The organism is Streptomyces profundus, from assembly GCF_020740535.1.
GTDB lineage: Bacteria > Actinomycetota > Actinomycetes > Streptomycetales > Streptomycetaceae > Streptomyces > Streptomyces profundus.
Genome location: NZ_CP082362.1, coordinates 3,866,457 through 3,887,574 on the forward strand (window position 1 = coordinate 3,866,457; position 21,118 = coordinate 3,887,574).

Sequence of the window (21,118 nt, forward strand, 5' to 3'; positions counted from 1 at the left end):
GCGGAAGGGAGACCGGCGATGGGCGATGTGGTGTTCGTGGTGCGGGGACCCGTGCGTGGCGCGGATGTGCCCGGGCTGTGTGATCGGTTGGCGGCGGTGGTGCGGGCCAGTGGTGCGCGCCGGGTCACGGTGGATGCCACGGCTCTGGGCGCCGGCGGGCCCGAGGCGGTGGGCGCGCTGGCGCGGTTGCGGTTGACCGCGAAGCGCCTTGGCTGCGGGCTGAGCTTTGTCGGCGCTGACGAGCGGTTAGTCGGTCTCCTCGGTTGGCTCGGTCTGGGGCAGGTGGTCGGGGAGGCCGAAGAGGGGGAAGAGATGGGCGGTGTCGAGGAAGGCGTTGATGCCCGTGATCCGCCCCGCTGAGGTCTCGATGACCTGGAGGGCCCAGGGGCTGAAGCCGCCGTCCGGGTCGGGGCGGTACTGGCCGAAGGCGCCGCAGCCGTTGGCCTGGGTGGGGATCAGGCGGGAGTCGCGGCAGCCGGCGCCCAGGCCGAGCATCCAGGCGGATATGTCGGCGGGGCCGCGCATCCACATGTCGTAGGGCGGCATGGACAGCGTGGCGTCCTCGTGCAGCAGGGCGGTCAGCGAGTCCATGTCGTAGCGTTCGAAGGCGTCGAGATAGCGGGCCAGCAGCGCGCGGTTCTCCTCGGAGAGCGGTTCGCTGGGCGCGGACTCGGAGACGCCGCTCTTGGCGAGGGTGGCCCGGGCGCGCTGGAGGGCGCTGTTCACCGAGGCGACGGAGGTGTCGAGCAGTTCGGCGACCTCGCTGGCGCGCCAGCTGAGCACTTCCCGCAGGATCAGCACGGCTCGTTGACGGGGCGCCAGGTGTTGGAGGGCGGCGACGAAGGCCAGCCGGATGGACTCCTTGGTCTCCGCGTGTTCGTCGGGGCTCGGCATGGCGCGGGCGTCGGGCATGGGCTCGATCCAGGCGGTCTCGGGGAGGGGCGGGCCCAGGGTGATGGCGGCGGTGGGCGTGGCTTCGGTGAGGTCCATCGGGCGGGCCCTGCGGCCGGCGCCGCTGAGCGCGGTGAGGCAGACGTTGGTGGCGATGCGGTAGAGCCAGGAGCGGAGGGAGGAGCGGCCCTCGAAGCGGTCCAGGGAGCGCCAGGCGCGGATCATGGTGTCCTGGACGGCGTCCTCGGCCTCGAAGGCGGAGCCCAGCATGCGGTAGCAGTAGCCCGTCAACTCCCTGCGGTACTGCTCCAGCTCGTGGGCGGAGGGGGGTTCGGTGGTGGGTTGCGGGGCGGTGCTCGCCTGTGTGCTCATCGTTGGGCTCCTGGCCTGTCGGGGGCGGTTCGCGCTGGTCGGCCGGGGTCCTCGGGGGAGCGCGGCCGGTCCGTCGGTGACCGGTTGGGTCAAGCTGCGGTCAGCGTAGCCAGGGGCACTGACAACGGCGGTTCGACGTGGCGGCGAGCCCGCCCGGTGGCGGCCCGGTATCGGTGTGGGGGCGGTTTCCCCGCCCATGGGCTTTGATCGCCGGCGCCGAATAAAGTAGCGGTAGCGATGTGTGGGCCGGGCCGATCGGGTGAACGGGCAGGGGGGTGCGTGGTGACGCGGGAGCGGATCATCGACGGGCGGTATCGGCTGGGCCGGCAGCTGGGCGAGGGCGCCATGGGGACGGTGTGGGAGGCGCTGGATCTGCGGCTTGAGCGCCATGTCGCGATCAAGCTGGTGGGGTCGGGCGCGGTGGGCCGTGATCCCAGGGCGAGGGAGCGGTTCGAGCGGGAGGCGAAGTTGTTGGCCGGCCTCTCCAGTCCGTTCATCGTCACGGTGCACGATGTGGGGGAGACGGTCTTCGAGGGCGATCAACTGGGCCAGACGGTGCTCTATCTGGTGATGGAGCGGTTGCACGGCCGGTCGTTGGACGAGGTGTTGGCGCAGGAGTTGCCGCCGCTCGCCGAGGTGGCGCGGTGGGGGGAGCAGATCTGTCGGGCGCTCGCGGTGGCCCATGAGTCGGGTGTGGTGCACCGCGATCTCAAGCCCGCCAATGTGATGGTCGGCCCCGACGGGCTGGCGCGGGTGTTGGACTTCGGGATCGCCGCCGTGTTGGCCGAGTCGACCGACCACGCCAGGCTCACGTCGACGGGGGTGGTGGTGGGCACTCCTTCGTATATGTCGCCCGAGCAGATCGAGGGTGGCACCGTGGAGTTCCGCAGCGATCTGTACTCGACGGGCTGTGTGCTCTACGCGCTGGTCACCGGCCGGGCGCCGTTCGGCGGGCCGTCGTTGTACCAGCTGTTGCGGCAGCAGATGGAGAGCGATCCGGAGCCGCCGAGCGAGCGGCGGGCCGGGGTGTCGGCGGAGTGGGATCGGCTGGTCCTGGCGCTGTTGGCGAAGCGTCCCGAGGATCGGCCGGCGAGCGCGACGGAGGTGGCCGAGCGGTTGCGGGCGTTGTCGCTGACCGCCGTCGCCTCGGTCGCGGTGCCGGCGAGCCCGGTGGCCGGGGCGCTCGGCTACGAGCCGACGCGGGTCGATCCCCGTTCGGTGCTGTTGGCCAGCTGTCCGCATCCGGACGGGGGCCGGCTGCCGTTGGCCACCGGGCAGCGGATGCGGCTGGGCGATGTGCTGCCGGGGGCGTCGGAGTTCACGGTGGGGGTGGGCTGGCGGGTGGCGGACGGCCTCGATGTGGATGCCAGCGCGCTGGTGGTGGACGAGGACGGCCAGGTGTTGTCGGACGATCATTTCGTCTTCTACAACAATCCGGAGCCCTCGGGGGTGGGCGTCCGGTTGGGGGGTGACGACGCGGAGGCGCTGTTCTCGGTGCGGCTGCCCGAGTTGCCCGAGGGGGCGCGGCGGGTGGTGTTCGCGCTGTCGCTGGACGGGGAGTCGGCCGATGGCGGGGATCTGTTCCGGGTGGAGCAGCCGCATCTGCGGCTGCTGGACGCCGGGGCGGAGACGGAGTTGCTGTGTTACGGCTTCCCGCGCGGGCCGGCCGGGGTGTTGGGCGTCACGGTCGGCGAGTTGGTGCGGGACGACGAGGGCTGGCTCTTCTCGGCGAGCAGCAGCGGCTTCCCCGGTGGGCTCGCCGAGATCGCCGAATCGCACGGCGTGCTGGTGGAGGCATAGGCCGGCGGGCGGGTGGCGTTATTTGAGCAGCCGGGACAGCCGCCGGTCGGCCAGGGGCCGGCCGCCCGTCTGGCAGTGCGGGCAGTACTGGAGCGAGGAGTCGTGGTACGCCACCTCGCGGATGGTGTCGCCGCAGACGGGGCAGGGTTCGCCCGTTCTGCCGTGCACCCGCAGGTTGGTCTTCTTCTCGGCCTTGAGCCGCCCGGCGGCCACGCCGTGCGCGCGTTCGACGGCGCCGGCCAGGGTGGCGCGCAGCGCCTCGTGGAGCCGGGTGACCTCCGTCTCGTCGAGGCGGGCGGCGATCAGGAACGGCGACATGCGGGCGGCGTGCAGGATCTCGTCCGAGTAGGCGTTGCCGATGCCGGCCAGCACGCTCTGGTCGCGGAGCACGCCCTTGAGCCTGCGTTTCTCGCCGCGCAGCAGGTTCCCCAGCTCGGCGGCGGTGAACGAGGGCGCCAGCGGGTCGGGGCCGAGGCGGGCCACACCCGGCACCTCGGCCGGGTCCCGCACGCAGGAGATCGCCAGGCGTTTCTGGGTGCCGGCCTCGGTGAGGTCGAAGCCGGCACCGTCGGTGAGGACGACGCGGAGCGCCAGCGGGCCCTTGCCGCGCTTGGGGGGCGCGGTGGGCTGGGCGTCCCGCCAGCGGAGCCAGCCGGCCCTGGCCAGATGGGCCAGCAGGTGGTGGCCGTTGTCGAAGGCGAGGTCGAGGAACTTGCCATGGCGTTCGACCGCGGTGACGGTCCGCCCCTCGACGCTGGTCAGGGGCGGGTCGTAGGTCTTCAGGCTGTGGAAGGCGACGGGGACGGCGCTGGCGACGGTCCGTCCCAGGAGGTGCTCGGAGAGAAAGGCACGCAGTGCCTCGACTTCGGGTAGCTCGGGCATGAACTCCAGGATATGCCCGGTTTGTCGTAACCGAAGGTGAGTGGTCCGCCTCAGTCGGTGTGCTTGCGGATCAGGGTGACGCCGTCCCGCACCGACAGCAGCACCGCGTCGACGCGCGGGTCGGCGGCGACGGTGTCGTTGATCTCACGGATCGCCTGGTCGGCCGGGTGCTGGGCGTCCGGGTCGACGACGCGGCCTGAGCGGAGCGTGTTGTCCAGCACGATCAGCCCGCCGGGCCGCAGCCGGCGCAGCGTCTCCTCGTAGTAGACGGGGTAGCCCACCTTGTCGGCGTCGATGAAGGCGAAGTCGAAGGTCTCCGTCTCCGGCAGCGCCCGGAGGCTGTCGGCGGCCGGGCCGAGCCGGAGCTCGATGCGGTCGGCGACGCCGGCGCGCTCCCAGTAGCGGCGGGCGATGGACGTCCACTCGTCGCTGACGTCGAGGGCCAGCAGGGTGCCGCCGGGGGCCAGGCCGCGGGCGATGGAGATCGACGAGTAGCCGGTGAAGGTGCCGATCTCCAGGGCGCGGCGGGTGCCGGTAAGGCGGGTCAGCAGGGTGAGCAGGGTGCCCTCGTCCTGGGTGATCTGCATGCTCAGGTGTTCCGGCAGGGCGGCGGCGGTCTCGGCGGCCAGGTCGCGGAGCACCTCGTCGGCCGGGGTGGCGTGCGCCAACAGGTAGTCGTTCAGGGCGGGGTTGACGATGTCCATGCCGGGCACCCTACGTCCGGTTCCGGCCGGGTGTCAGGGTTGCATCGGCCCTGGCAGGTCGGCGCGGTCCTCGTCCTCGGCGCGCTGCTGCTCGCGGAGTTGGAGGTAGAGCAGGGCGACGGTGAGGTCGTCGGGGGAGACGGGGCCCGCCGACTCGGGGGCGGTCAGGGCGAGCGCGGCGCCGCCGGCGAGGGAGAGCCGCAGCGGGAGCGAGCCGGCGTCGGGGCCGCCGAACTGGCCCAGGTCGAAGGTGGCCTCGGCGAGCACGCCGTTGCGGATGGCCAGCGCGGCGGTCACCTCGGCGGCGGGGTCGGTCGGCTCGGCCACCACGGGCGGCAGGCCGAAGCGCCGCGTCTGCTCGTTGAGCAGGTCGGTCAGCGGGGCGAGCGCGCGGTGTGCTTGCTCGGCCGACATGCGCAGGGTGACGCGTTCGGCGCCGCGGGCCTCGCCCTCGTGCTGGGTGGTGGCACCCTCGCTGAGCGCGTTCTCCAGCTGGTCGGCCAGCTCCCACTGGGTCTCGGGCCGGAGCAGGACGCTGCCGTCCTCGATCGATCCCGCGAGGTCGGAGGCGATCTCGGGGGTGACGCCGCCCTGCTCGCCGAGGGTCTCCGCGTAGGCCGGGTACTGGAAGGGGTCGACCTCGACCCAGTCGCCGTGCAGCGCGCGGGCGGCGGCGGCGAGCGGCGCCGGCAGCCGGCGGGCGTCCTGCGCGAAACGTTCCGCCCTGGCGACGGTGGCCTCGTCCCCGCCGTAGACGTCCTGGACGAGGGCCTCGGCGCCGACCCGCAGATAGGTGAGGTCCTCGACCCGCTTGAGCCCCACCACGTCCCTGCCGCCGAAGTTGACCGTCAGCGAGCTGTTCAGGGGGTCGCCGGGGGCGAGGTCCCGCATCCGGGTCTCCTCCTCCGGGTCGCCGACCGAGAGGGTCAGCTCCAGGTCGGCGAGGAGTCTCGCCTCGTGCGCCGACGGTTCGCCAGCGGCGCCCGCTCCGCCCGCGTCGGCGGCCAGCTCCGCCGAGCGGGCCAGATAGGCGCGCACCTCCTCCGGAGTGGCGTCCAGGGAGGCGCTGAGGGTGACGGCCTCGCGGGAGAGGAGCTCGTCCTTGGCGTCGGAGACGGCGAAGCCGGCGCCCGCGCTCTCGGCCACCTGGCAGGCCGCGGTCCCGGTGGCGAGCAGTGCTACGCCGCCAAGGGCGGCCAGTCGCCGCAGGTTGTCACGGGTGCGGGTGCGGGTACTGATGTCGGCACTCCTGTCCACGGGGGCAAGGACGAGACCAACCGGGGTGGCCTTGGGATCCAGTGTCCATGCCCCGTTTCCCGAACGATCAGCGGGGCGCCGTCTGTGGCCGATGCGTCACCGTCTGGTAAGCAGCTCGTTGCCTGTAGGACAAGATGCCCCAACTCGGGCGGCTGTCAGAGGGGCCGGTTAGCCTCGGGGCATGGATGACGGAGAGCCGGCCGACGGCGGGCGTCGGCCCTGGGTCGTGGGGGTGTCGGGGGCCTCGGGCACGCCGTATGCGGCGGCCGTGCTGCGGGGGTTGTTGGCCGCGGGGGAGTCCGTCGATCTGGTGGTGAGCCGAGCGGCGCGGCTGACGCTGCGGGACGAGACGGGCATCTCCTTCCGCGACGGGCACTGGGAGGCGGATCTCGCGGCCTGGCTCTCCCGTGGCGCGGGGGGCGAACGCGACGCCTACGCGCCGGAGTTGGGTCGGGTGCGGTACTGGTCGGCGGGGGATCTGGCGGCCGGGCCCTCGTCGGGCTCCTATCCCGCGCGGGGGATGCTGATCGTGCCGGCGTCCACCGCCTCGGTGGCCGGGGTGGCGCTCGGCCTCTCCAAGGACCTGCTCCAGCGGGCCGCTGCGGTGACGCTCAAGGAGCGCCGGCCGCTGGTGGTGGTGGTGCGGGAGACGCCGCTGAACGGGCCGACGCTGCGGCAGCTGGTGGCGTTGGACGAGGCGGGTGCCGTGGTGCTGCCGGCGTCCCCCGCGTTCTACGCGGGCGCGGTGGTGTTGCAGGAGCTGGTGGACTTCGTCGCCGGGCGGGCGCTGGACGCGGCCGGAGTGGAGCACTCCCTGTATCGGCGCTGGCGGGGCGAGCTGGGCGGCGCGGCCCGCTCAGCCGGCCACTCTTAGGTCAGGTGGGGTGTATGCCTTAGATTCATCTGTGTAATCGACCTGGGGACGAGGAAGGCTCTGCGACGATGGACGCGGTGGACAGGCAGCTGATTCAGGCGCTGCGCGAGAACGGCCGAGCCTCCTACGCCGAGTTGGGCCGCCTGGTCGGCCTCTCGGGCCCGAGCGTCACCGACCGGATCAACCGGCTGGAGGCGGCCGGGGTGATCACGGGCTATCGCGCCACGGTGGACGCGGCGTCGCTCGGCCTCGGCGTCACGGCGCTGATCGGCATCCAGCTCTCCGACGCGGTCGACCACGAGGAGGTCGCCGGCCGGCTGCGGGAGCTGGCGGAGATCGAGGACTGCTGGTTCATCGCCGGCGACGACTCCTTCATGTTGAAGGTCAGGGCCCCCGACGTGGCGGGCCTCGAACGCACCATCCGGCGGCTCTCGCGCACCAAGGGCCTGTCGCGCACCCGCTCCACCATCGTGCTCTCCACCAAGTGGGAGAACAGGGTCGGCGAGCTGCCGCAGGACGGCGAGGCGTAACCTCGGGAGAACGGCACACAGCACACACGAGACCGCACCCAGGAGGCACAGGGCATGGACGTGGGGCTCAAGCGGGAGCTGGAGGAGAAGGTCAGAGCGGGGGAGCGGCTGTCCCGGGAGGACGGCATCGCTCTCTACGAGGCCGACGACCTGGCCTGGCTCGGCGGGCTGGCCCACGAGGTGCGCACCAGGAAGAACGGCGACGTCGTCTACTTCAACGTCAACCGCCACCTCAACATGACCAACGTCTGCACCGCCTCCTGCGCCTACTGCTCGTTCCAGCGCAAGCCGGGCGAGCAGGACGCCTACACCATGCGCATCGAGGAGGCCGTCCGGCTGGCCAAGGAGATGGAGGGCGACGGGCTGACCGAGCTGCATATCGTCAACGGCCTGCACCCCACCCTGCCCTGGCGCTACTACCCCAGATCGCTGCGCGCGCTGAAGGAGACGCTGCCGGCCGAGGTCTCCCTCAAGGCGTTCACCGCGACCGAGATCCACCACTTCGAGACGATCTCCGGGCTGTCCGCCTCCGAGATCCTCGACGAGCTGATCGACGCCGGCCTTGAGTCGCTGACCGGCGGCGGCGCGGAGATCTTCGACTGGGAGGTCAGACAGCACATCGTCGACCACCGGACGCACTGGGAGGACTGGTCGCGCATCCACCGGCTGGCGCACGCGAAGGGCCTCAAGACCCCCTGCACCATGCTCTACGGGCATATCGAGGAGCCCAGGCACCGCGTCGACCATGTGCTGCGCCTGCGCGAACTACAGGACGAGACCGGCGGCTTCCAGGTCTTCATCCCGCTGCGCTACCAGCACGACTTCGTGGACATGAAGGACGGCAAGATCCGCAACCGGCTCCAGGCCAGGACCACCATGGCCTCGGGCGCCGAGGCGCTGCGCACCTTCGCCGTCTCCCGGCTGCTCTTCGACAACGTGCCGCATGTCAAGGTCTTCTGGGTGATGCACGGCGTGCAGACCGCCCAACTCGCCCTACAGCACGGGGCGGACGACATGGACGGCTCGGTCGTCGAGTACAAGATCACCCATGACGCCGACAACTTCGGCACCCCTGACAAGCTCACCAGGGACGATCTGCTGGAGCTGATCAGGGACGCCGGGTTCCGCCCGCTGGAGCGCAACACCCGCTACGAGGTGGTGCGCGAGTACGACGGGCCGGACCCGGGGCGGCGCGACGCACCCCAGCCGATGCGGGTGTGAGGTCATGACCGAGACAGTGGCCAGGGCCCCCGCCCGCGGCGGTCCGCGCGAGGGCTGGCCCCGCTATGTGCTGGACCCGGCCCCCACCGCGGCGCTCTCCGAGGCCGTCGCCGCGCTCTGGGCGGACGTGGTCAACGCCGGCGGCGCGGTCGGCTTCGTGCCGACGGTCACCCCCGAGGAGGTGCGGCCGGCACTGCGCCAGCATCTGGTGGGGATGGCCGAGGGCACCACCCGGCTGCTGATCGGCGTCACCGACCGGGGCACCCCCGTCGCCACCGCCTTCCTGCGCCGCAACAGCCACCGGCTGATGGGCCACTGGCTGTGGCTGAGCACCGTGATGGTGCACCCGGACTGGCAGGGGCGCGGCGCCGGGCGGGAGTTGATGGCCGCCGCCGCCTCGGCGGCCCGGGCGATCGACCCCGACGTCATGGGCATCCGGCTGACGTGCCGCTCCGGTCTCGGCCTGGAGGCGTTCTACGCCTCCTGCGGCTACCAGGAGGTCGGCCGGGTGCCGGACGCGATCAGGGTGGGCGAGAACGACTACCGGGACGACGTCACGCTGTGGCTTCCCCTGGGGTGACCATCGTCGAGGAACAGCCGAGGAACAGTCGAGGGCCGGCGCCGGCCGGTGACGCGCCGCTTCGAGGGCGGAAGGAAGCACGAGGATGACAGGGGACAGGACATGACCGGCTCCACCACGACGACCAGCGGCCACTCGTGGTCCGCGACCCTGCGCTACACCGGGCTGCGGCTGGCCGTCTTCGCCGGCTGCTTCGCGGTGCTCGCGGTGCTCGCCTACGTCGGGGTGGTGCCCGAGTCCGTCGGCACGGCGAACCCGCTGTGGCTGGTGCTGCTCTCGCTGGTCGTCTCGGCGCCGCTCAGCCTGGTGCTGCTGCGCGGGCAGCGGGACGAGATGTCGCGTCAGCTGGTGCCCAGGGTCGAGCGGGCCAAGGCCCGGCTCAACGCCAACCGGGACATGGAGGACGACGCCGCCTGACCCGGCGGACGTGATCCCTCTCACCCCACCCCACCGCGCCCCACCAGGGAATTGCCCTCCCCGGTGGGGCGTTGGCACCTGCGGGCCAGGGGCACCCGCCGGCCGGCGGGAAGTCCGGAGTGTGCATGACCATGACGTATGGGGGGAGGGGTGCTAGCGTGCTCCGCATGAAGACCGCAGCCGCGCCCGCTCCCCTGGTGAGCGTTCCGCTTGTCGCGCGTCTGCACATCGATCTCTGCCGCTGTCTCACCGCGGCCTGTCGCTGACACCTCGCATCCCCGAACTGTTCGGCGCCCCCGTGCGATCCGACGACTCCCCGCCTCGGCGCGGGGTGGTGTTCCCGCGCGGCTGACATCCCTGAGCACGATCGTTGTTCGATCCCCCGTCTTCACCCCCGACCGGAGCGTTCCTGTGTCCTCCCCCCCTTCCTCCCCCTCCTCTCCCGCGCCCGATTCCTCGGGGTCCCCCGGGTCCGCCACCGACGGCCGGCGGCGCATAACCCTGCCGCCCTTCTGGGCACAGATCCTGGCCGGCCTGGTCCTCGGGCTGGTGCTGGGCTGGGTGGCCCGCGAGTGGTCCGTCGACTGGCTCGGCCGGACCCTCGACGAGATCGGCGGCATCTTCGTCCAGCTGCTGCGCCTGGCCGTGGGGCCGCTGGTGTTCTTCGCCATCGCGGTCTCCATCACCAACCTGCGGCAGGTCTCCAACGCGGCCAGGCTGGCGGCCCGCACCCTGCTCTGGTTCCTGATCACCTCGCTGATCGCGGTGGCCATCGGCATCACCATCGGCCTGGTCACCAACCCGGGCTCCGGCTCGGAGCTGACCCCGGCCGACGGTGAGTTGCCGCAGAGTGAGGGCTCCTGGCTGGACTTCCTGACCGGCATCATCCCCTCGGACCCGGTCACCCCGTTCGCCGAACTCAACGTGCTACAGATCGTGTTCATCGCCGCCGTGGTCGGCATCGCCGCGCTGAAGCTCGGCGAGCGCGCCGCGCCGCTGATCACCTTCGGCGAGACCGCGCTGGCGCTGCTCCAGAAGGCGCTCTGGTGGGTCATCCGGCTGGCGCCGCTCGGCACCCTGGGCCTGATCGGCCGCTCCGTCAACAACTACGGCTGGGATCTGCTCGGCGACTACGCGACCTTCACGGCCGGCGTCTATGTCGGCTCGCTGCTGGTGATCTTCGTCGTCTACCCGGCGCTGCTCTACCGGGCCGGCGGAGTCAACCCGGTGCGCTTCTTCCGGGGCGCCTGGCCCGCGCTCCAGCTGGCGTTCGTGTCGCGCTCCTCGGTCGGCACCCTGCCCGTGACCCAGAAGGTCACCGAGCGTCTCGGTGTGCCGAAGGAGTACGCGTCCTTCGCGGTGCCGTTCGGCGCCACCACCAAGATGGACGGCTGCGCCGCGATCTACCCGGCGCTGGCGGCGATCTTCGTGGCCGAGATCTTCGGCGTGAGCCTCGATGTGCAGGACTATCTGCTGATCGTCTTCGTCTCGGTGATCGGTTCGGCCGCCACGGCGGGCCTCACCGGCGCCACCGTGATGACCACGCTGACGCTCTCGACGCTGGGCCTGCCGCTGGAGGGCGTGGGCCTGCTGCTGGCGATCGACCCGATCCTGGACATGATCAGGACCGCGGCCAACGTCGCGGGCCAGGCCGTGGTGCCGGTGATCGTCGCCTCGCAGGAGGGGATCCTGGACCGGGAGAAGTACGACTCGGCCACCAGCTTCGAGATCAGCGACCTCGACGACGCGGCGGCCGACGCGCCCCCCGCGCCCCCCGTGCCGAAACAGCCGACCGGCTGACGCGGCACCACCTCACCCAACGGCCCCCGCCGGCACATCCGTTGCCGGTCGGGGCCGTTCGGCGTGCCACCTGGGTCCCACAGGGGGGCACGGCCCCGGGCAGGAAAGCCCCGGGGCACCCCGGGCAACCTCGGGAGACCTCGGGAGACCTCGGGCAACCCCGGGAAACCTCAAAAAAGCACAGCGCGACACGGGGGACACGGGGGAGCACGCACCCGCATCCCATGCATCACGTGAACCCCCCCGATGTGCGCGTGAACCCCCTTGTGCTCGTTCCCTAAAGGGGTGTGTCGGCTCTTGACTGGTTACTAGCTGATTCCCGCTGGTTCCCCGGAGCCGGTGGGCGACGACTGTTCACGGAGCCGGCCGCTGGAGGGGGAGACCGATGACGTCGCCGGACATGAGAGACCTGGGAGGGCCGCCCCAACTGATCGCGCTGTCGATGCCGGTGGAGCCGGTGGAGCCGGTGGAGCTGGGGGTGCCGTCCAGCGGCTACCGCTTCCGGTCGATCGCGCTGATCGCCGACTATCCGGACACCCCCACCGCCGCCCGCCACACCGCGCGCCATGTGCTGGCCGAGTGGGGCCTGGAGCGGCTCGCCGACGATGTGGAGCTGTGCGTCTCCGAGCTCGTCGGCAACGCCATCCACCACGCGACACCGGACGGCCGCCGCGTCCAACTGGCCGGCGCGCGGCGGGTGGTGGTGGCCTTCCGCTACTGGCCGCGCTCGCTGTTCGTCGAGGTCTCGGACGAGGACTCGACGCCGCCGACGCTGCCCGCCGGCGATCCGCTCGACCCGTCCAGCGGTTCGGCGGACGCGCTGCTCGCCGAGGGCGGACGCGGCCTGTTCATCGTGCAGAGCCTCGCCGACGCGACCTGGTGGGCCCCGATCGACCAGGGCGGCAAGAGCGTCTTCTGCCGGTTCGACCTGGGCGGCGGACCGTCGGGGAACGAGTGAACTCCCGGCCGGAGGCGACTGGTTCCAGCCATCCGACATCGACAGCGGATGGCCTGAAAGCAGCCCTCCGCTGAGACGGCACACCCGCCGGAGCGGCTCGACGGCGGGAGTGCCGTATGCCAAGAACTCTGACGTGGGCACGCCCCGCCCGCAAGAGGACCGGCGCTGATCCGGATGTGAGCCCCGTCGCATAGCGGAGCGTGGCGCCCCAACTTCCGATCGCCAGGGTCGGGTTGGCGGGCGGGCCCGCTCCCCGACGGGCTTCTCGGCCGCCGGGGCCCTGGGCCCGCGTGGCGGGTTGGCGACGGTCGCGGCGCGGCGGCGGCCCGGGGCTCGTCCGCCGAGCGGCCCGAGGCGTCGCCCCGCCATCGGGACATCCCGAATTCCCCGACTGCGGAACGTGATTCCGGAATCCCGGATTCCGGGAATGTCGGCCGTCGGGCGCGGAATCCCGGAGCTCTCCACGGCGATGCCGACCGGAACTCCCCGGCCGCCGAGGGCCCGTTGCCGCCGGCGGGAATCCGGGGCGCCCCCGGCAGGTGGGGAAAGGAGCGATAGGCCGGGAAACCCCCGGAAAGCCGGGTGCGTCCCCTCATAAGGCGCCCAAGGGCCGCCGGACGTCGAAGGGCCGCCGGGCGCGGGGGAATCCGGGGGAAACGGGGGACACGGGAAGAAACGGGAAAACAGAAGCCCCTGTCGGTGAGGACAGGGGCTTCTTGGGTTACGCCGAAGAACTGGCGTCAGACCACGTTGACATTCTCCGCCTGGGGGCCCTTCGGACCCTGGGTGACGTCGAAGGTCACGGCCTGGCTCTCCTCAAGAGAACGAAAACCGGTGGCGTTGATTGCGGAGTAGTGAACGAAGACATCAGGGCCGCCGCCATCCTGGGCGATGAAGCCAAAGCCCTTCTCGGCGTTGAACCACTTGACGGTTCCGGTAGCCATAAGCCCTCCCTGGGCCTAAAAGGGTCGCCCTGCTCCAGAACCTGCATGAAGCCTGAAAACGACGAAAGCCCGCGGTCACATGCTCCGCAGGCTCGTACTGCAAGGGAAACCAAACTGCAACTCGGCGCGAGCCTAGCACGGGGTGTGCACGGTCGGAAGAGCAGAGATCACCCGTCGGGTGGACCTGTCCCTGAACGTTGGCTCGCACGACCTCAGGCGTACCCTCCCTTAGGTGACTACACACCACCGGAATCGCCCTCGTGTCGGCCACATCCAGTTCCTCAACTGTCTCCCCCTGTACTGGGGCCTCGCGAGGACCGGCACGCTACTGGATCTGGAGCTGGCCAAGGACACTCCGGAGCGGCTCGGCGAGCGGCTGGTGGCCGACGAGCTGGACATGGGCCCCGTCTCGCTCATGGACTTCCTCGGCCACACCGACGATCTTGTGGCGCTCTCCGATATCGCGGTGGGCTGCGACGGGCCGGTGATGTCCTGCGTGATCGTCTCCCAGGTGCCCCTGGAGCGCTTGGACGGCGCCCGGGTGGCGCTCGGCTCCACCTCCCGCACCTCCGTGCGGCTGGCCCGGCTGCTGCTGGCCGAGCGCCACGGGGTGCGGCCCGACTACTACACCTGCCCGCCCGATCTCGGCCTGATGATGCGGGAGGCGGACGCCGCCGTGCTGATCGGCGACGCCGCGCTCCGCGCCTCGCTGCACGACGCGCCCCGGCTCGGCCTGGAGGTCCACGACCTGGGGCAGATGTGGCACGACTGGACGGGGCTCCCCTTCGTCTTCGCGGTCTGGTGCGTGCGCCGCGACTATCTGGAGCGGCACCCGGAGACCGTCCGCGAGGTGCACCGCGCGTTTCTCGCCTCCCGGGACCTGTCCCTGGCCGAGGTGGGCAAGGTCGCCGAACAGGCGGCGCGCTGGGAGGACTTCGACGCCGAGGTGCTGGAGCGCTACTTCACCACCCTGGACTTCCGGCTGGAGGAGCGGCAGCTCGCCGGCATGGCCGAGTTCGCCCGCCGGATGGATCTGGGCGGCAACCACCGGGTGGAGCTGCTGGACGCGCCGGAGCCGCGTTGATGGATCCGCTGACGGAGGACGACCCGCCCGTCGTCGGCGCGTACCGGCTGCTGGGCCGGCTGGGCCGGGGCGGCATGGGCCGGGTCTATCTGGGGCGCAGCGCCGGCGGTCGGACCGTCGCGGTCAAGCTGGTGCACCCGCATATCGCGGCCGACGAGCGGTTCCGGGCCAGGTTCGCCAGGGAGGTGGCCGCGGCCCAACTGGTCGGCGGCGACTGGACGGCGCCCGTGCTGGACGCCGACCCGGAGGCCGAGGTGCCCTGGGTGGCCACCGGCTATGTCGCGGGCCCCGACCTGGAACGGGCGGTGGCCGCGCATGGCGCGTTCCCGGCGCACACGGTGCGGGCGTTGGGCGCCGGCCTCGGTGAGGGGCTGGCCGCGGTGCACCGGCACGGGCTGGTCCACCGCGACGTCAAACCGTCCAACGTGCTGCTGGCGCTGGACGGCCCCCGGCTGATCGACTTCGGCATAGCCAGGGCGACCGACGGCGGCACCGCCCGGCTGACCACCACCGGGGTCTCCATCGGCTCGCCCGGCTACATGTCCCCCGAGCAGGTGCTGGGCCGGGAGCTGACCCCGGCCACCGATGTGTTCTCCTTCGGCGCGGTGCTGGCCTTCGCCGCCGGCGGCCGGCCCCCGTTCCCCGGGGGCAGCGCCGCTCACCTGCTCTACCGGGTGGTGCACGAGCCACCCGAACTGGACGCGGTCCCCCCGCAGGCGAGGGAGCTGATCGCGGCCTGTCTCGACAAGGACCCGGCCGGCCGGCCGACCCCGCTTGAGGTGGCCGGGGCGTACGCCGGCGACGCGGGCGCCGCCGGTCTTGTCGGCTCGGGCTGGCTGCCGCAGCCGGTCGTCGAGGACGCCAGCCGGCACGCGGTGCGCCTGCTGGACCTGGACACCGGCCACGACCCGGGGCCGGCCACCACCCCGGCCGCCCCGAGCACCCCCGTCGCCACCACCCCGGCCGCCCCCGTCGCCCCCGGGTATGCGCACACGGTGGCGGCGCCAGGGCCCGCCACCCCGCCGTTCCCGCCCCCCGGCGGTTCCCCGCCGGCCCCGCCGCGCCGGCGCGGCCGGCTGGTCCTGGGGCTGGTCCTCGGCCTCGCCCTGGTGGCCGCCGCCGTGGTCGGCGGCATCCTGCTGCTCGGGGAGGAAGGGGAGGACCCGCAGGGGGTGCCGGCCGCCTATCTCGGCGAGTGGACGGGCAACGCGTCGATCAGCGGGATGCCGATCGGCACGGTCACCGTCGAGCTCGCCGAGGGACAGGTCGGCGACGTGGTGGGCACCGTCTCGGCGACCGACGCCATCGGCCTGTCGCTCTGCGTGGACGAGCTGACGCTCAGCGCGGTCGCCGAGGGCCAGCTGACGTTCCTGACCGAACTCGACCCGAGCCGCTCGACGTTGAGCGCCGCCTGCTATCCCGAGCCCTACGAGTTCGTGCTGCGCCAGATCGAGAACGGTCAGCTGGCCTTCAACGGCTACGCCGATGACAACTCCTACGAGGGCGTCGCCGCGCGCCAGGGGTGACGGCCGCACGTCACCAGACGAGCGCCTCGTCCAGCGAGGGCTGCCAGTAGGTGACGGCCGCCGCGTCGCCGAGGAACACCTCGCCGCCGGGCGCCGGCAGCTGGAGCGTCTCGCCCACCGCGCCGCTGTCCGCCGACGCGAAGGAGAGGGTCAGGCCGTCCACGGTGAACCCCTCCGGCGAGTCGGCGGACGAGGTGATCACGCCCGCGTACGCCGACTCGCCGGGCCCCAGCGCGGTCACGCTCCCCGGCCGGCTGTCCTCGACGAACGGCAGCGGGGCCTGCGCGCCCTCGAACCCCAGATAGGGCCCGTGGTAGGCGAAGCACGCCTCGTCACCGGTGTAGGTGACGGTGATCAGCAGATGGTTGATGGGCCGCTCGACCGGCGAGACGGTCACCTCGGTGTTCGCGTCGGTGCAGGGCGCGGTGTCCGCCTCGCTCTCGCCGGCGCCGCCCTCCAGGGTGCCCTGCCCCGGCTCCACGCCGGTCTCGTCGCCCTCCTCTGGCTCGCCCGACTCACCGGGCGCGTCGTCCACGGCGTCGCTGCCCCCGCCGGCGCTCCCGTCCTGGGGGATCTCCTCGTCCTCGCAGGCGGTGAGAGAGAGGGCGGCGACGGCCGCCACGGCGGCGACAAGCGTCCGGGTGCGGCGGCGGAGCGGGCGAACGTTCATGGCGGTCTGCTTTCTTGACGTCGGGCTGTGGTGCGAGGGAACCGGCGAGGTGTTCGCCGGACGACCACAGGATGGGTCGTCCCTCGTCCCGGCCACCAGCCACAACGTCCGGGACGGGAGGTCGGAACATTCGAACCGTCAGTGACCTGCGAGGATGTCAGGCGCGTCGAATGCCGGGGTGGGACGGGGAACGAGGGGGAGACATGGCCGCGGATGTGGAGATCGCCGATCTCGCGGCGCTGCTCGCGGAGTTGAAGGGCCGCTCCGGGCTGAGCTACGGCACGTTGGCCAAGCGCCTGCATCTGAGCCCCTCGACGGTGCACCGCTACTGCAAGGGGGAAGGACTGCCGCCCGAGTTCGCGACGGTGGAGCGGTTCGCGCGGCAGTGCGGGGCGACGGCCGAGGAGCTGATGGAGCTCCACCGCCGCTGGATCGCCGCCGACACGGCGCGCGAACGGGACCGGCGCGCCCCGGAGCCCGAGCCGGCGGCCGTGGCGCCGGCAGCGCCCGTGCCGGCCGTCGCCGCCGTGCCGCCGGCGCGGCGGCGGTGGCGGCCCGGGGCCGTGGTCGGCGCCGTGGCGGCGGCCACGGCCCTGACCCTGGCCGCGGGGCTGCTGCTCGCCCTGCGCGACGACGACGAGGACCAGGCCGCCCAGCGGCAGCCGCCGCCGGCCGGCGACGGGCCGGCCCCGGTGGCCGTGACCGTCCGCCCCCACGCGTTCGAGAGTCCCTGCGGCAACCACTACCTCGTCGACGCGGATCCCGAGTCGGTCCCGCCGCCGCCCCATGAGCCCGAGGCGCCCGGCTGGGCCCGCGCGATGGGCGCCGTCCCGGCCGGGCGGCAGTACGTCGAGCTGACCATCCAGGGCACGGGCGACGAGACGGTGGTCCTGCGGGACCTGCATGTGCGCGTCACCAGGGCCGACGAGCCGCTCCCCTGGAACCTCTACACCGGCTACAGCGCCTGCGGCGGCGGCCCCGTCGACACCGCCGCGTTCGACGTCGACCTGGACGCGGCGGCCCCCGCGCTGACCGCCGGCGCCGACCAGTCCGAACTGCCGCTGTGGGTGGACGAGTCCGACCCGCTGGTCGTCTATGTCACCGCGCGCACCGAGGCCCATGACGTCGACTGGTATCTGGACCTCGAGTGGTCCAGCGGCGACCGCGAGGGGGTGCTGCGGATCGACGACGAGGGCGAGCCGTTGCGCACCAGCGCCACCAGCGGCCAGCCCGAGTGGGGCTTCCTCCTCGGCGGCACCGACTGGTACCCGGCGCCCACCGGCTGAGCCGCGCCCCCCGGCCGCACCCCGTGCGGGGGAGGGGCTGGCGTACGCTGGAGCGGCCGTGACATGGCCGGACGGCAGTCGAATCGTCGGAGGGAACGTGATGGGCGCCGAGTTCGCCAGCGTGCTGGAGCGTGCCGCCGAGGGCGGGCGGATCACCCCCGAGGAGGCGCTGGACCTCTACCGTTCCGCGCCGTTGCACGCGCTGGGGCAGGCGGCCGACGCCGCGCGCCGGCGGCGCTACGCCGGGGTGGAGCACATCGCCACCTACATCATCGAGCGCAACATCAACTACACCAACGCCTGCGTCACGGCCTGCAAGTTCTGCGCCTTCTACGCGCCGCCCAAGAGCGACCAGGTGTGGACCAGGGATCTGGACGACATCCTGCGCCGCTGCGCCGAGACGGTGGAGCTGGGCGGCACCCAGATCATGTTCCAGGGCGGCCACCACCCGGACTTCGGCGTCGAGTACTACGAGGAGCACTTCTCGGCCATCAAGAAGGCGTTCCCCGAGCTGGTGATCCACTCACTCGGTGCCTCCGAGGTGGCCCATATGGCGCGTATCTCGGCGGTCACCCCCGAGGAGGCGATCCGCCGGCTGAGCGCGGCCGGTCTTGACTCCTTCGCCGGTGCCGGCGCCGAGCTGCTGCCCGCCAGGGCGCGCACGGCGATCGCCCCGCTGAAGGAGTCGGGCGAGGAGTGGCTGGAGATCATGGAGACGGCCCATCGCCTCGGCGTCGAGTCCACGGTCACCATGCTGATGGGCACGGGGGAGACCAACGCCGAGCGGATCGAACATCTGCGGATGGTGCGCGAGGTGCAGGACCGCACGGGCGGGTTCCGCGCGTTCATTCCCTATACCTACCAGCCGGAGAACAACAAGCTGCGGGGCCAGACCCAGGCGACGCTCTTCGAGTATCTGCGGATGATCGCGATCGCCCGGATCTTCCTGGACAACGTGGCCCATATCCAGGGCTCCTGGCTCACCACGGGCAAGGAGGTCGGTCAACTCTCCCTGCACTACGGGGCGGACGACCTCGGCTCGGTGATGCTGGAGGAGAACGTGGTCTCGTCGGCGGGCGCCAAGCACCGTTCCAACCGCGTGGAGTTGATCCAGCTGATCCGCTCCGCCGGCCGGGTACCGGCCCAGCGGGCCACCACCTACGAGCACCTGGTGGTGCACGAGGACCCGGCCCTCGACCCGGTCGACGACCGGGTGGTGTCGCATCTCTCCTCCACCGCGATCGAAGGCGGCACCGCGCACCCCGAACTGCGCCTGATCGACGCCAACTGAGGGCTGCCCGCCCGGGCCGGCTATCCGTACCGGCCAGCCGCGCTGGCGGGGGTGAGGCCGGCGGGCACGGTCTCGGCGGTGAGCCGGTCGCGGAGCGCGGCCTGGAAGGCGCGGGCGCTGGAGGCGTCCGCCGGATTGTCGAACTCCAGCAGCGGCAGGTTCACTTCGGTGGCCGAGATGGCGTCGTCCTGGGTCGCGTTCCAGCGAACGATCTCGGCGATCGCCTCGGAGGCGGCATAGGACGCGGGCCTGATCCGGCGGAAGTCGGGGTGGATCCGGGCGACGCCGTCCTCGCCCAGCACCATCGGCCGAGTCGGCGGCACCACCAGGAACTTGGGCCAGGCGTCGTAGTGCGTGTTCTCGATGATCTGCGCGCGGTCCCAGCGGGGGCGTCCGCCGAGCCGGGGGAAGGCGTGCACGCCGGCCACCACCATCGCGTCCACCGGCATGGCGGAGCGCCACCCCTGGTGGAACGTCACCTCGGGGCCGGCCACGCGCGCCCGTCGCCAGGTGTCGAGCGTCGCCGCCTTCCGCGAGGTGATGACGATCTGCATGGGCCCATACCCTTCAGTACGGGGGTGGGGAAGGCAAGTACCCATGCCGCACGCGGGAATTCTCGCCGTAATTCCCCCGCTCCGCCGCCCGGACGCCGCCCCGGTTCGGGGCCCTCGTCGGGCGGTCGCCCGCCCATGGCGGACGCCCCGGGGATCGACGAACTGCTCTCGCCGGACGCCGCGTTCGACGCCCCCTCCTCGGGGAGGCCCCAGGGAAGGGCCCTGCGGCCCGTGTCCGGGCCGGCGGCGCCCCCGCGGGCTGCGGGGGGCGCCACCGGCGACCGGTGGGCTCAGACGTTGACGCCGAAGTCCTGGGCGATACCGGCCAGGCCGGAGGCGTAGCCCTGGCCGACGGCGCGGAACTTCCACTCGGCGCCGCTGCGGTAGAGCTCGCCGAAGACCATGGCCGTCTCGGTGGAGGCGTCCTCGGTCAGGTCGTAACGGGCCAGCTCGACGCCGTCCGCCTGGTTGACCACGCGGATGAAGGCGTTGCGGACCTGGCCGAAGTTCTGGCCGCGGTTGTCGGCGTCGTGGATCGAGACCGGGAAGACGATCTTGTCGACATCGGCCCCCAGACCGGCCAGGTTGACCTTGATCTGCTCGTCGTCGCCCTCGCCCTCGCCGGTGAGGTTGTCCCCGGTGTGCTGGATGGTGCCATCGGGGGTGACCAGGTTGTTGTAGAAGATGAAGTGCTGGTCGGAGGCGATCTTGCCCTCGGCGTTCACGCCCAGGGCGCTCGCGTCGAGGTCGAAGTCGGTACCGGTGGTGGTGCGGACATCCCAGCCCAGGCCGACGGTGACCGCGGTCAGGCCCGGAGCCTCCTTGCTCAGCGAGACGTTGCCACCCTTGGACAGGCTCACACCCATGGAGATATCCCCTTAGTACGGATCGTTCCGGGTCTTCTTTGCGAAGACGTTACCCTCACTGTCCCCAACGATGTCAGCCGAGCGCCGGTTCCACAGCGCCTTGGGAGAAACGTGAGTTGACCGTGGGAAAACGATATGCGTCCCGGGGGCGGACGCGGGAACATGGAACGTATGTCCGGTCCCTACCTCATCCGTGATGCGGTCAGCCTCCCCGAGTCGGAGTTGCGCTGGCGCTTCTCGCGCGCCTCGGGGCCGGGTGGGCAGCATGTCAACACGTCCGACACCCAGGTGGAGTTGCTCTTCGACATCGCGGCCTCCCGGGCGCTGCCAGAGCTCTGGAAGGAGCGCGCCCTCGCCCGTCTCGCCGGCCGTTTGACGGATTCGGGGACGCTGGTGGTGCGCGCGAGCGAGCGCCGCTCGCAGTGGCGGAACCGCGAGGCCGCCGTCGAGCGACTGCTGGGGCTGCTGGCCGAGGCCACCGCGCCGCCCCCGAGGGCGCGCCGCGCCAAGAAGCCGCCGCGCTCCCTGGTGGAGCGCCGGCTGCGGGAGAAGCGGCGGCGTTCCGAGCTGAAGAAGGGCCGCACGGGCCGCGCCCAGTGGGACTGAGGGGC

General features: G+C 72.1%; 22 protein-coding genes. 14 read left to right on the top strand and 8 right to left on the bottom strand.

Features of this window, described 5'->3' with window-relative positions; all coding sequences use genetic code 11:
- Positions 1-18 precede the first annotated feature (18 nt).
- A complete protein-coding gene (locus tag K4G22_RS17065; RefSeq protein ID WP_228081102.1) occupies positions 19-360 on the top strand; it encodes an STAS domain-containing protein in 342 nt (113 codons plus the stop codon).
- Here the strand turns inward: K4G22_RS17065 and K4G22_RS17070 are convergent.
- Positions 247-1,263 (bottom strand): sigma-70 family RNA polymerase sigma factor, encoded by a 1,017-nt coding sequence (locus K4G22_RS17070; protein ID WP_228081103.1) that lies wholly within the window; start codon positions 1,261-1,263, stop codon positions 247-249. The two genes, K4G22_RS17065 and K4G22_RS17070, sit on opposite strands and share 114 nt — an antisense overlap.
- A gap of 279 nt (positions 1,264-1,542) precedes the next feature.
- Between K4G22_RS17070 and K4G22_RS17075 the strand changes: the two genes are divergently transcribed.
- Positions 1,543-3,063: a protein kinase domain-containing protein gene (locus K4G22_RS17075; RefSeq protein WP_228081104.1), complete on the top strand. Its 1,521-nt coding sequence runs from the start codon at positions 1,543-1,545 to the stop codon at positions 3,061-3,063.
- 18 nt (positions 3,064-3,081) lie between these two features.
- Here K4G22_RS17075 and K4G22_RS17080 read toward each other — a convergent pair whose 3' ends face one another.
- Genes K4G22_RS17080 through K4G22_RS17090 form a run of 3 tightly spaced genes read right to left on the bottom strand, consistent with a single transcriptional unit; the run spans position 3,082 to position 5,906 of the window.
- Positions 3,082-3,945 carry an Fpg/Nei family DNA glycosylase gene (locus K4G22_RS17080; protein ID WP_228081105.1) on the bottom strand — a complete coding sequence of 288 codons (864 nt, stop codon included), beginning with the start codon at positions 3,943-3,945 and terminating at the stop codon, positions 3,082-3,084.
- A 50-nt stretch (positions 3,946-3,995) separates the two neighbouring features.
- The gene (locus tag K4G22_RS17085) at positions 3,996-4,649 is read right to left on the bottom strand and encodes an O-methyltransferase (protein ID WP_228081106.1); all 654 of its coding nucleotides are present in this window, start codon (positions 4,647-4,649) and stop codon (positions 3,996-3,998) included.
- Positions 4,650-4,682: 33 nt separating this feature from the next.
- Positions 4,683-5,906: a hypothetical protein gene (locus K4G22_RS17090; protein ID WP_228081107.1), complete on the bottom strand. Its 1,224-nt coding sequence runs from the start codon at positions 5,904-5,906 to the stop codon at positions 4,683-4,685.
- Positions 5,907-6,087: 181 nt separating this feature from the next.
- On the opposite strand from K4G22_RS17090, the gene K4G22_RS17095 reads away from it, so the two are divergent.
- The 7 genes from K4G22_RS17095 (at position 6,088) to K4G22_RS17125 (ending at position 12,286) form a co-directional block, all read left to right on the top strand.
- The gene (locus tag K4G22_RS17095) at positions 6,088-6,780 is read left to right on the top strand and encodes a UbiX family flavin prenyltransferase (protein ID WP_228081108.1); all 693 of its coding nucleotides are present in this window, start codon (positions 6,088-6,090) and stop codon (positions 6,778-6,780) included.
- A 68-nt stretch (positions 6,781-6,848) separates the two neighbouring features.
- Positions 6,849-7,310 (top strand): Lrp/AsnC family transcriptional regulator, encoded by a 462-nt coding sequence (locus K4G22_RS17100; protein ID WP_228081109.1) that lies wholly within the window; start codon positions 6,849-6,851, stop codon positions 7,308-7,310.
- A gap of 54 nt (positions 7,311-7,364) precedes the next feature.
- A complete protein-coding gene (mqnE, locus tag K4G22_RS17105; protein WP_228081110.1) occupies positions 7,365-8,531 on the top strand; it encodes an aminofutalosine synthase MqnE in 1,167 nt (388 codons plus the stop codon).
- A gap of 4 nt (positions 8,532-8,535) precedes the next feature.
- Positions 8,536-9,111, top strand: coding sequence for a GNAT family N-acetyltransferase (locus tag K4G22_RS17110; RefSeq protein ID WP_228081111.1), 576 nt, complete (start codon positions 8,536-8,538; stop codon positions 9,109-9,111).
- Positions 9,112-9,213: 102 nt separating this feature from the next.
- Positions 9,214-9,528 carry a DUF4229 domain-containing protein gene (locus K4G22_RS17115; protein ID WP_228081112.1) on the top strand — a complete coding sequence of 105 codons (315 nt, stop codon included), beginning with the start codon at positions 9,214-9,216 and terminating at the stop codon, positions 9,526-9,528.
- A gap of 411 nt (positions 9,529-9,939) precedes the next feature.
- Positions 9,940-11,328 (top strand): dicarboxylate/amino acid:cation symporter, encoded by a 1,389-nt coding sequence (locus tag K4G22_RS17120; protein ID WP_425336709.1) that lies wholly within the window; start codon positions 9,940-9,942, stop codon positions 11,326-11,328.
- A gap of 400 nt (positions 11,329-11,728) precedes the next feature.
- Positions 11,729-12,286: an ATP-binding protein gene (locus K4G22_RS17125; RefSeq protein ID WP_228081113.1), complete on the top strand. Its 558-nt coding sequence runs from the start codon at positions 11,729-11,731 to the stop codon at positions 12,284-12,286.
- Positions 12,287-13,026: 740 nt separating this feature from the next.
- Here K4G22_RS17125 and K4G22_RS17130 read toward each other — a convergent pair.
- Positions 13,027-13,230, bottom strand: a complete 204-nt coding sequence (locus K4G22_RS17130) for a cold-shock protein (RefSeq protein WP_062217329.1) — start codon at positions 13,228-13,230, stop codon at positions 13,027-13,029.
- A 232-nt stretch (positions 13,231-13,462) separates the two neighbouring features.
- On the opposite strand from K4G22_RS17130, the gene K4G22_RS17135 reads away from it, so the two are divergent.
- Both K4G22_RS17135 and K4G22_RS17140 read left to right on the top strand, forming a co-directional pair.
- Positions 13,463-14,314: a menaquinone biosynthetic enzyme MqnA/MqnD family protein gene (locus K4G22_RS17135; RefSeq protein WP_228081115.1), complete on the top strand. Its 852-nt coding sequence runs from the start codon at positions 13,463-13,465 to the stop codon at positions 14,312-14,314.
- Complete coding sequence (locus tag K4G22_RS17140; RefSeq protein WP_228081116.1) at positions 14,314-15,840, top strand: serine/threonine-protein kinase; 1,527 nt, start codon at positions 14,314-14,316, stop codon at positions 15,838-15,840. Before K4G22_RS17135 ends, K4G22_RS17140 begins: the two co-directional genes overlap by 1 nt.
- A 10-nt stretch (positions 15,841-15,850) precedes the next feature.
- Here K4G22_RS17140 and K4G22_RS17145 read toward each other — a convergent pair whose 3' ends face one another.
- Complete coding sequence (locus tag K4G22_RS17145; RefSeq protein WP_228081119.1) at positions 15,851-16,510, bottom strand: DUF4232 domain-containing protein; 660 nt, start codon at positions 16,508-16,510, stop codon at positions 15,851-15,853.
- 203 nt (positions 16,511-16,713) lie between these two features.
- Between K4G22_RS17145 and K4G22_RS17150 the strand changes: the two genes are divergently transcribed.
- Both K4G22_RS17150 and mqnC read left to right on the top strand, forming a co-directional pair.
- Complete coding sequence (locus K4G22_RS17150; protein WP_228081120.1) at positions 16,714-17,796, top strand: helix-turn-helix domain-containing protein; 1,083 nt, start codon at positions 16,714-16,716, stop codon at positions 17,794-17,796.
- A gap of 100 nt (positions 17,797-17,896) precedes the next feature.
- On the top strand, positions 17,897-19,087 hold the full coding sequence (mqnC, locus tag K4G22_RS17155; protein ID WP_228081122.1) for a cyclic dehypoxanthinyl futalosine synthase: 1,191 nt from the start codon (positions 17,897-17,899) through the stop codon (positions 19,085-19,087).
- 20 nt (positions 19,088-19,107) lie between these two features.
- On the opposite strand, the gene K4G22_RS17160 is transcribed toward mqnC, so the two are convergent.
- Together K4G22_RS17160 and K4G22_RS17165 are read right to left on the bottom strand one after the other, a co-directional pair.
- Positions 19,108-19,641, bottom strand: a complete 534-nt coding sequence (locus K4G22_RS17160; RefSeq protein ID WP_228081124.1) for a hypothetical protein — start codon at positions 19,639-19,641, stop codon at positions 19,108-19,110.
- A 290-nt stretch (positions 19,642-19,931) separates the two neighbouring features.
- Complete coding sequence (locus K4G22_RS17165; RefSeq protein ID WP_228081126.1) at positions 19,932-20,507, bottom strand: TerD family protein; 576 nt, start codon at positions 20,505-20,507, stop codon at positions 19,932-19,934.
- Positions 20,508-20,669: 162 nt separating this feature from the next.
- Here K4G22_RS17165 and arfB point away from each other — a divergent pair, with 162 nt between their 5' ends.
- Positions 20,670-21,113 (top strand): alternative ribosome rescue aminoacyl-tRNA hydrolase ArfB, encoded by a 444-nt coding sequence (gene arfB, locus K4G22_RS17170; RefSeq protein WP_228081127.1) that lies wholly within the window; start codon positions 20,670-20,672, stop codon positions 21,111-21,113.
- The last annotated feature ends 5 nt before the right edge of the window (positions 21,114-21,118 follow it).

Excerpts from the sequence above, each read along its gene's own strand:
- K4G22_RS17065 (WP_228081102.1), top strand. The coding sequence starts at position 19 with ATGGGCGATGTGGTGTTCGTGGTGCGGGGACCCGTGCGTGGCGCGGAT.
- K4G22_RS17070 (WP_228081103.1), bottom strand. The coding sequence starts at position 1,263 with ATGAGCACACAGGCGAGCACCGCCCCGCAACCCACCACCGAACCCCCC.
- K4G22_RS17080 (WP_228081105.1), bottom strand. The coding sequence starts at position 3,945 with ATGCCCGAGCTACCCGAAGTCGAGGCACTGCGTGCCTTTCTCTCCGAG.
- K4G22_RS17085 (WP_228081106.1), bottom strand. The coding sequence starts at position 4,649 with ATGGACATCGTCAACCCCGCCCTGAACGACTACCTGTTGGCGCACGCC.
- K4G22_RS17095 (WP_228081108.1), top strand. The coding sequence starts at position 6,088 with ATGGATGACGGAGAGCCGGCCGACGGCGGGCGTCGGCCCTGGGTCGTG.
- K4G22_RS17100 (WP_228081109.1), top strand. The coding sequence starts at position 6,849 with ATGGACGCGGTGGACAGGCAGCTGATTCAGGCGCTGCGCGAGAACGGC.
- mqnE (WP_228081110.1), top strand. The coding sequence starts at position 7,365 with ATGGACGTGGGGCTCAAGCGGGAGCTGGAGGAGAAGGTCAGAGCGGGG.
- K4G22_RS17110 (WP_228081111.1), top strand. The coding sequence starts at position 8,536 with ATGACCGAGACAGTGGCCAGGGCCCCCGCCCGCGGCGGTCCGCGCGAG.
- K4G22_RS17115 (WP_228081112.1), top strand. The coding sequence starts at position 9,214 with ATGACCGGCTCCACCACGACGACCAGCGGCCACTCGTGGTCCGCGACC.
- K4G22_RS17125 (WP_228081113.1), top strand. The coding sequence starts at position 11,729 with ATGAGAGACCTGGGAGGGCCGCCCCAACTGATCGCGCTGTCGATGCCG.
- K4G22_RS17130 (WP_062217329.1), bottom strand. The coding sequence starts at position 13,230 with ATGGCTACCGGAACCGTCAAGTGGTTCAACGCCGAGAAGGGCTTTGGC.
- K4G22_RS17140 (WP_228081116.1), top strand. The coding sequence starts at position 14,314 with ATGGATCCGCTGACGGAGGACGACCCGCCCGTCGTCGGCGCGTACCGG.
- K4G22_RS17145 (WP_228081119.1), bottom strand. The coding sequence starts at position 16,510 with ATGAACGTTCGCCCGCTCCGCCGCCGCACCCGGACGCTTGTCGCCGCC.
- K4G22_RS17150 (WP_228081120.1), top strand. The coding sequence starts at position 16,714 with ATGGCCGCGGATGTGGAGATCGCCGATCTCGCGGCGCTGCTCGCGGAG.
- mqnC (WP_228081122.1), top strand. The coding sequence starts at position 17,897 with ATGGGCGCCGAGTTCGCCAGCGTGCTGGAGCGTGCCGCCGAGGGCGGG.
- K4G22_RS17160 (WP_228081124.1), bottom strand. The coding sequence starts at position 19,641 with ATGCAGATCGTCATCACCTCGCGGAAGGCGGCGACGCTCGACACCTGG.
- K4G22_RS17165 (WP_228081126.1), bottom strand. The coding sequence starts at position 20,507 with ATGGGTGTGAGCCTGTCCAAGGGTGGCAACGTCTCGCTGAGCAAGGAG.
- arfB (WP_228081127.1), top strand. The coding sequence starts at position 20,670 with ATGGAACGTATGTCCGGTCCCTACCTCATCCGTGATGCGGTCAGCCTC.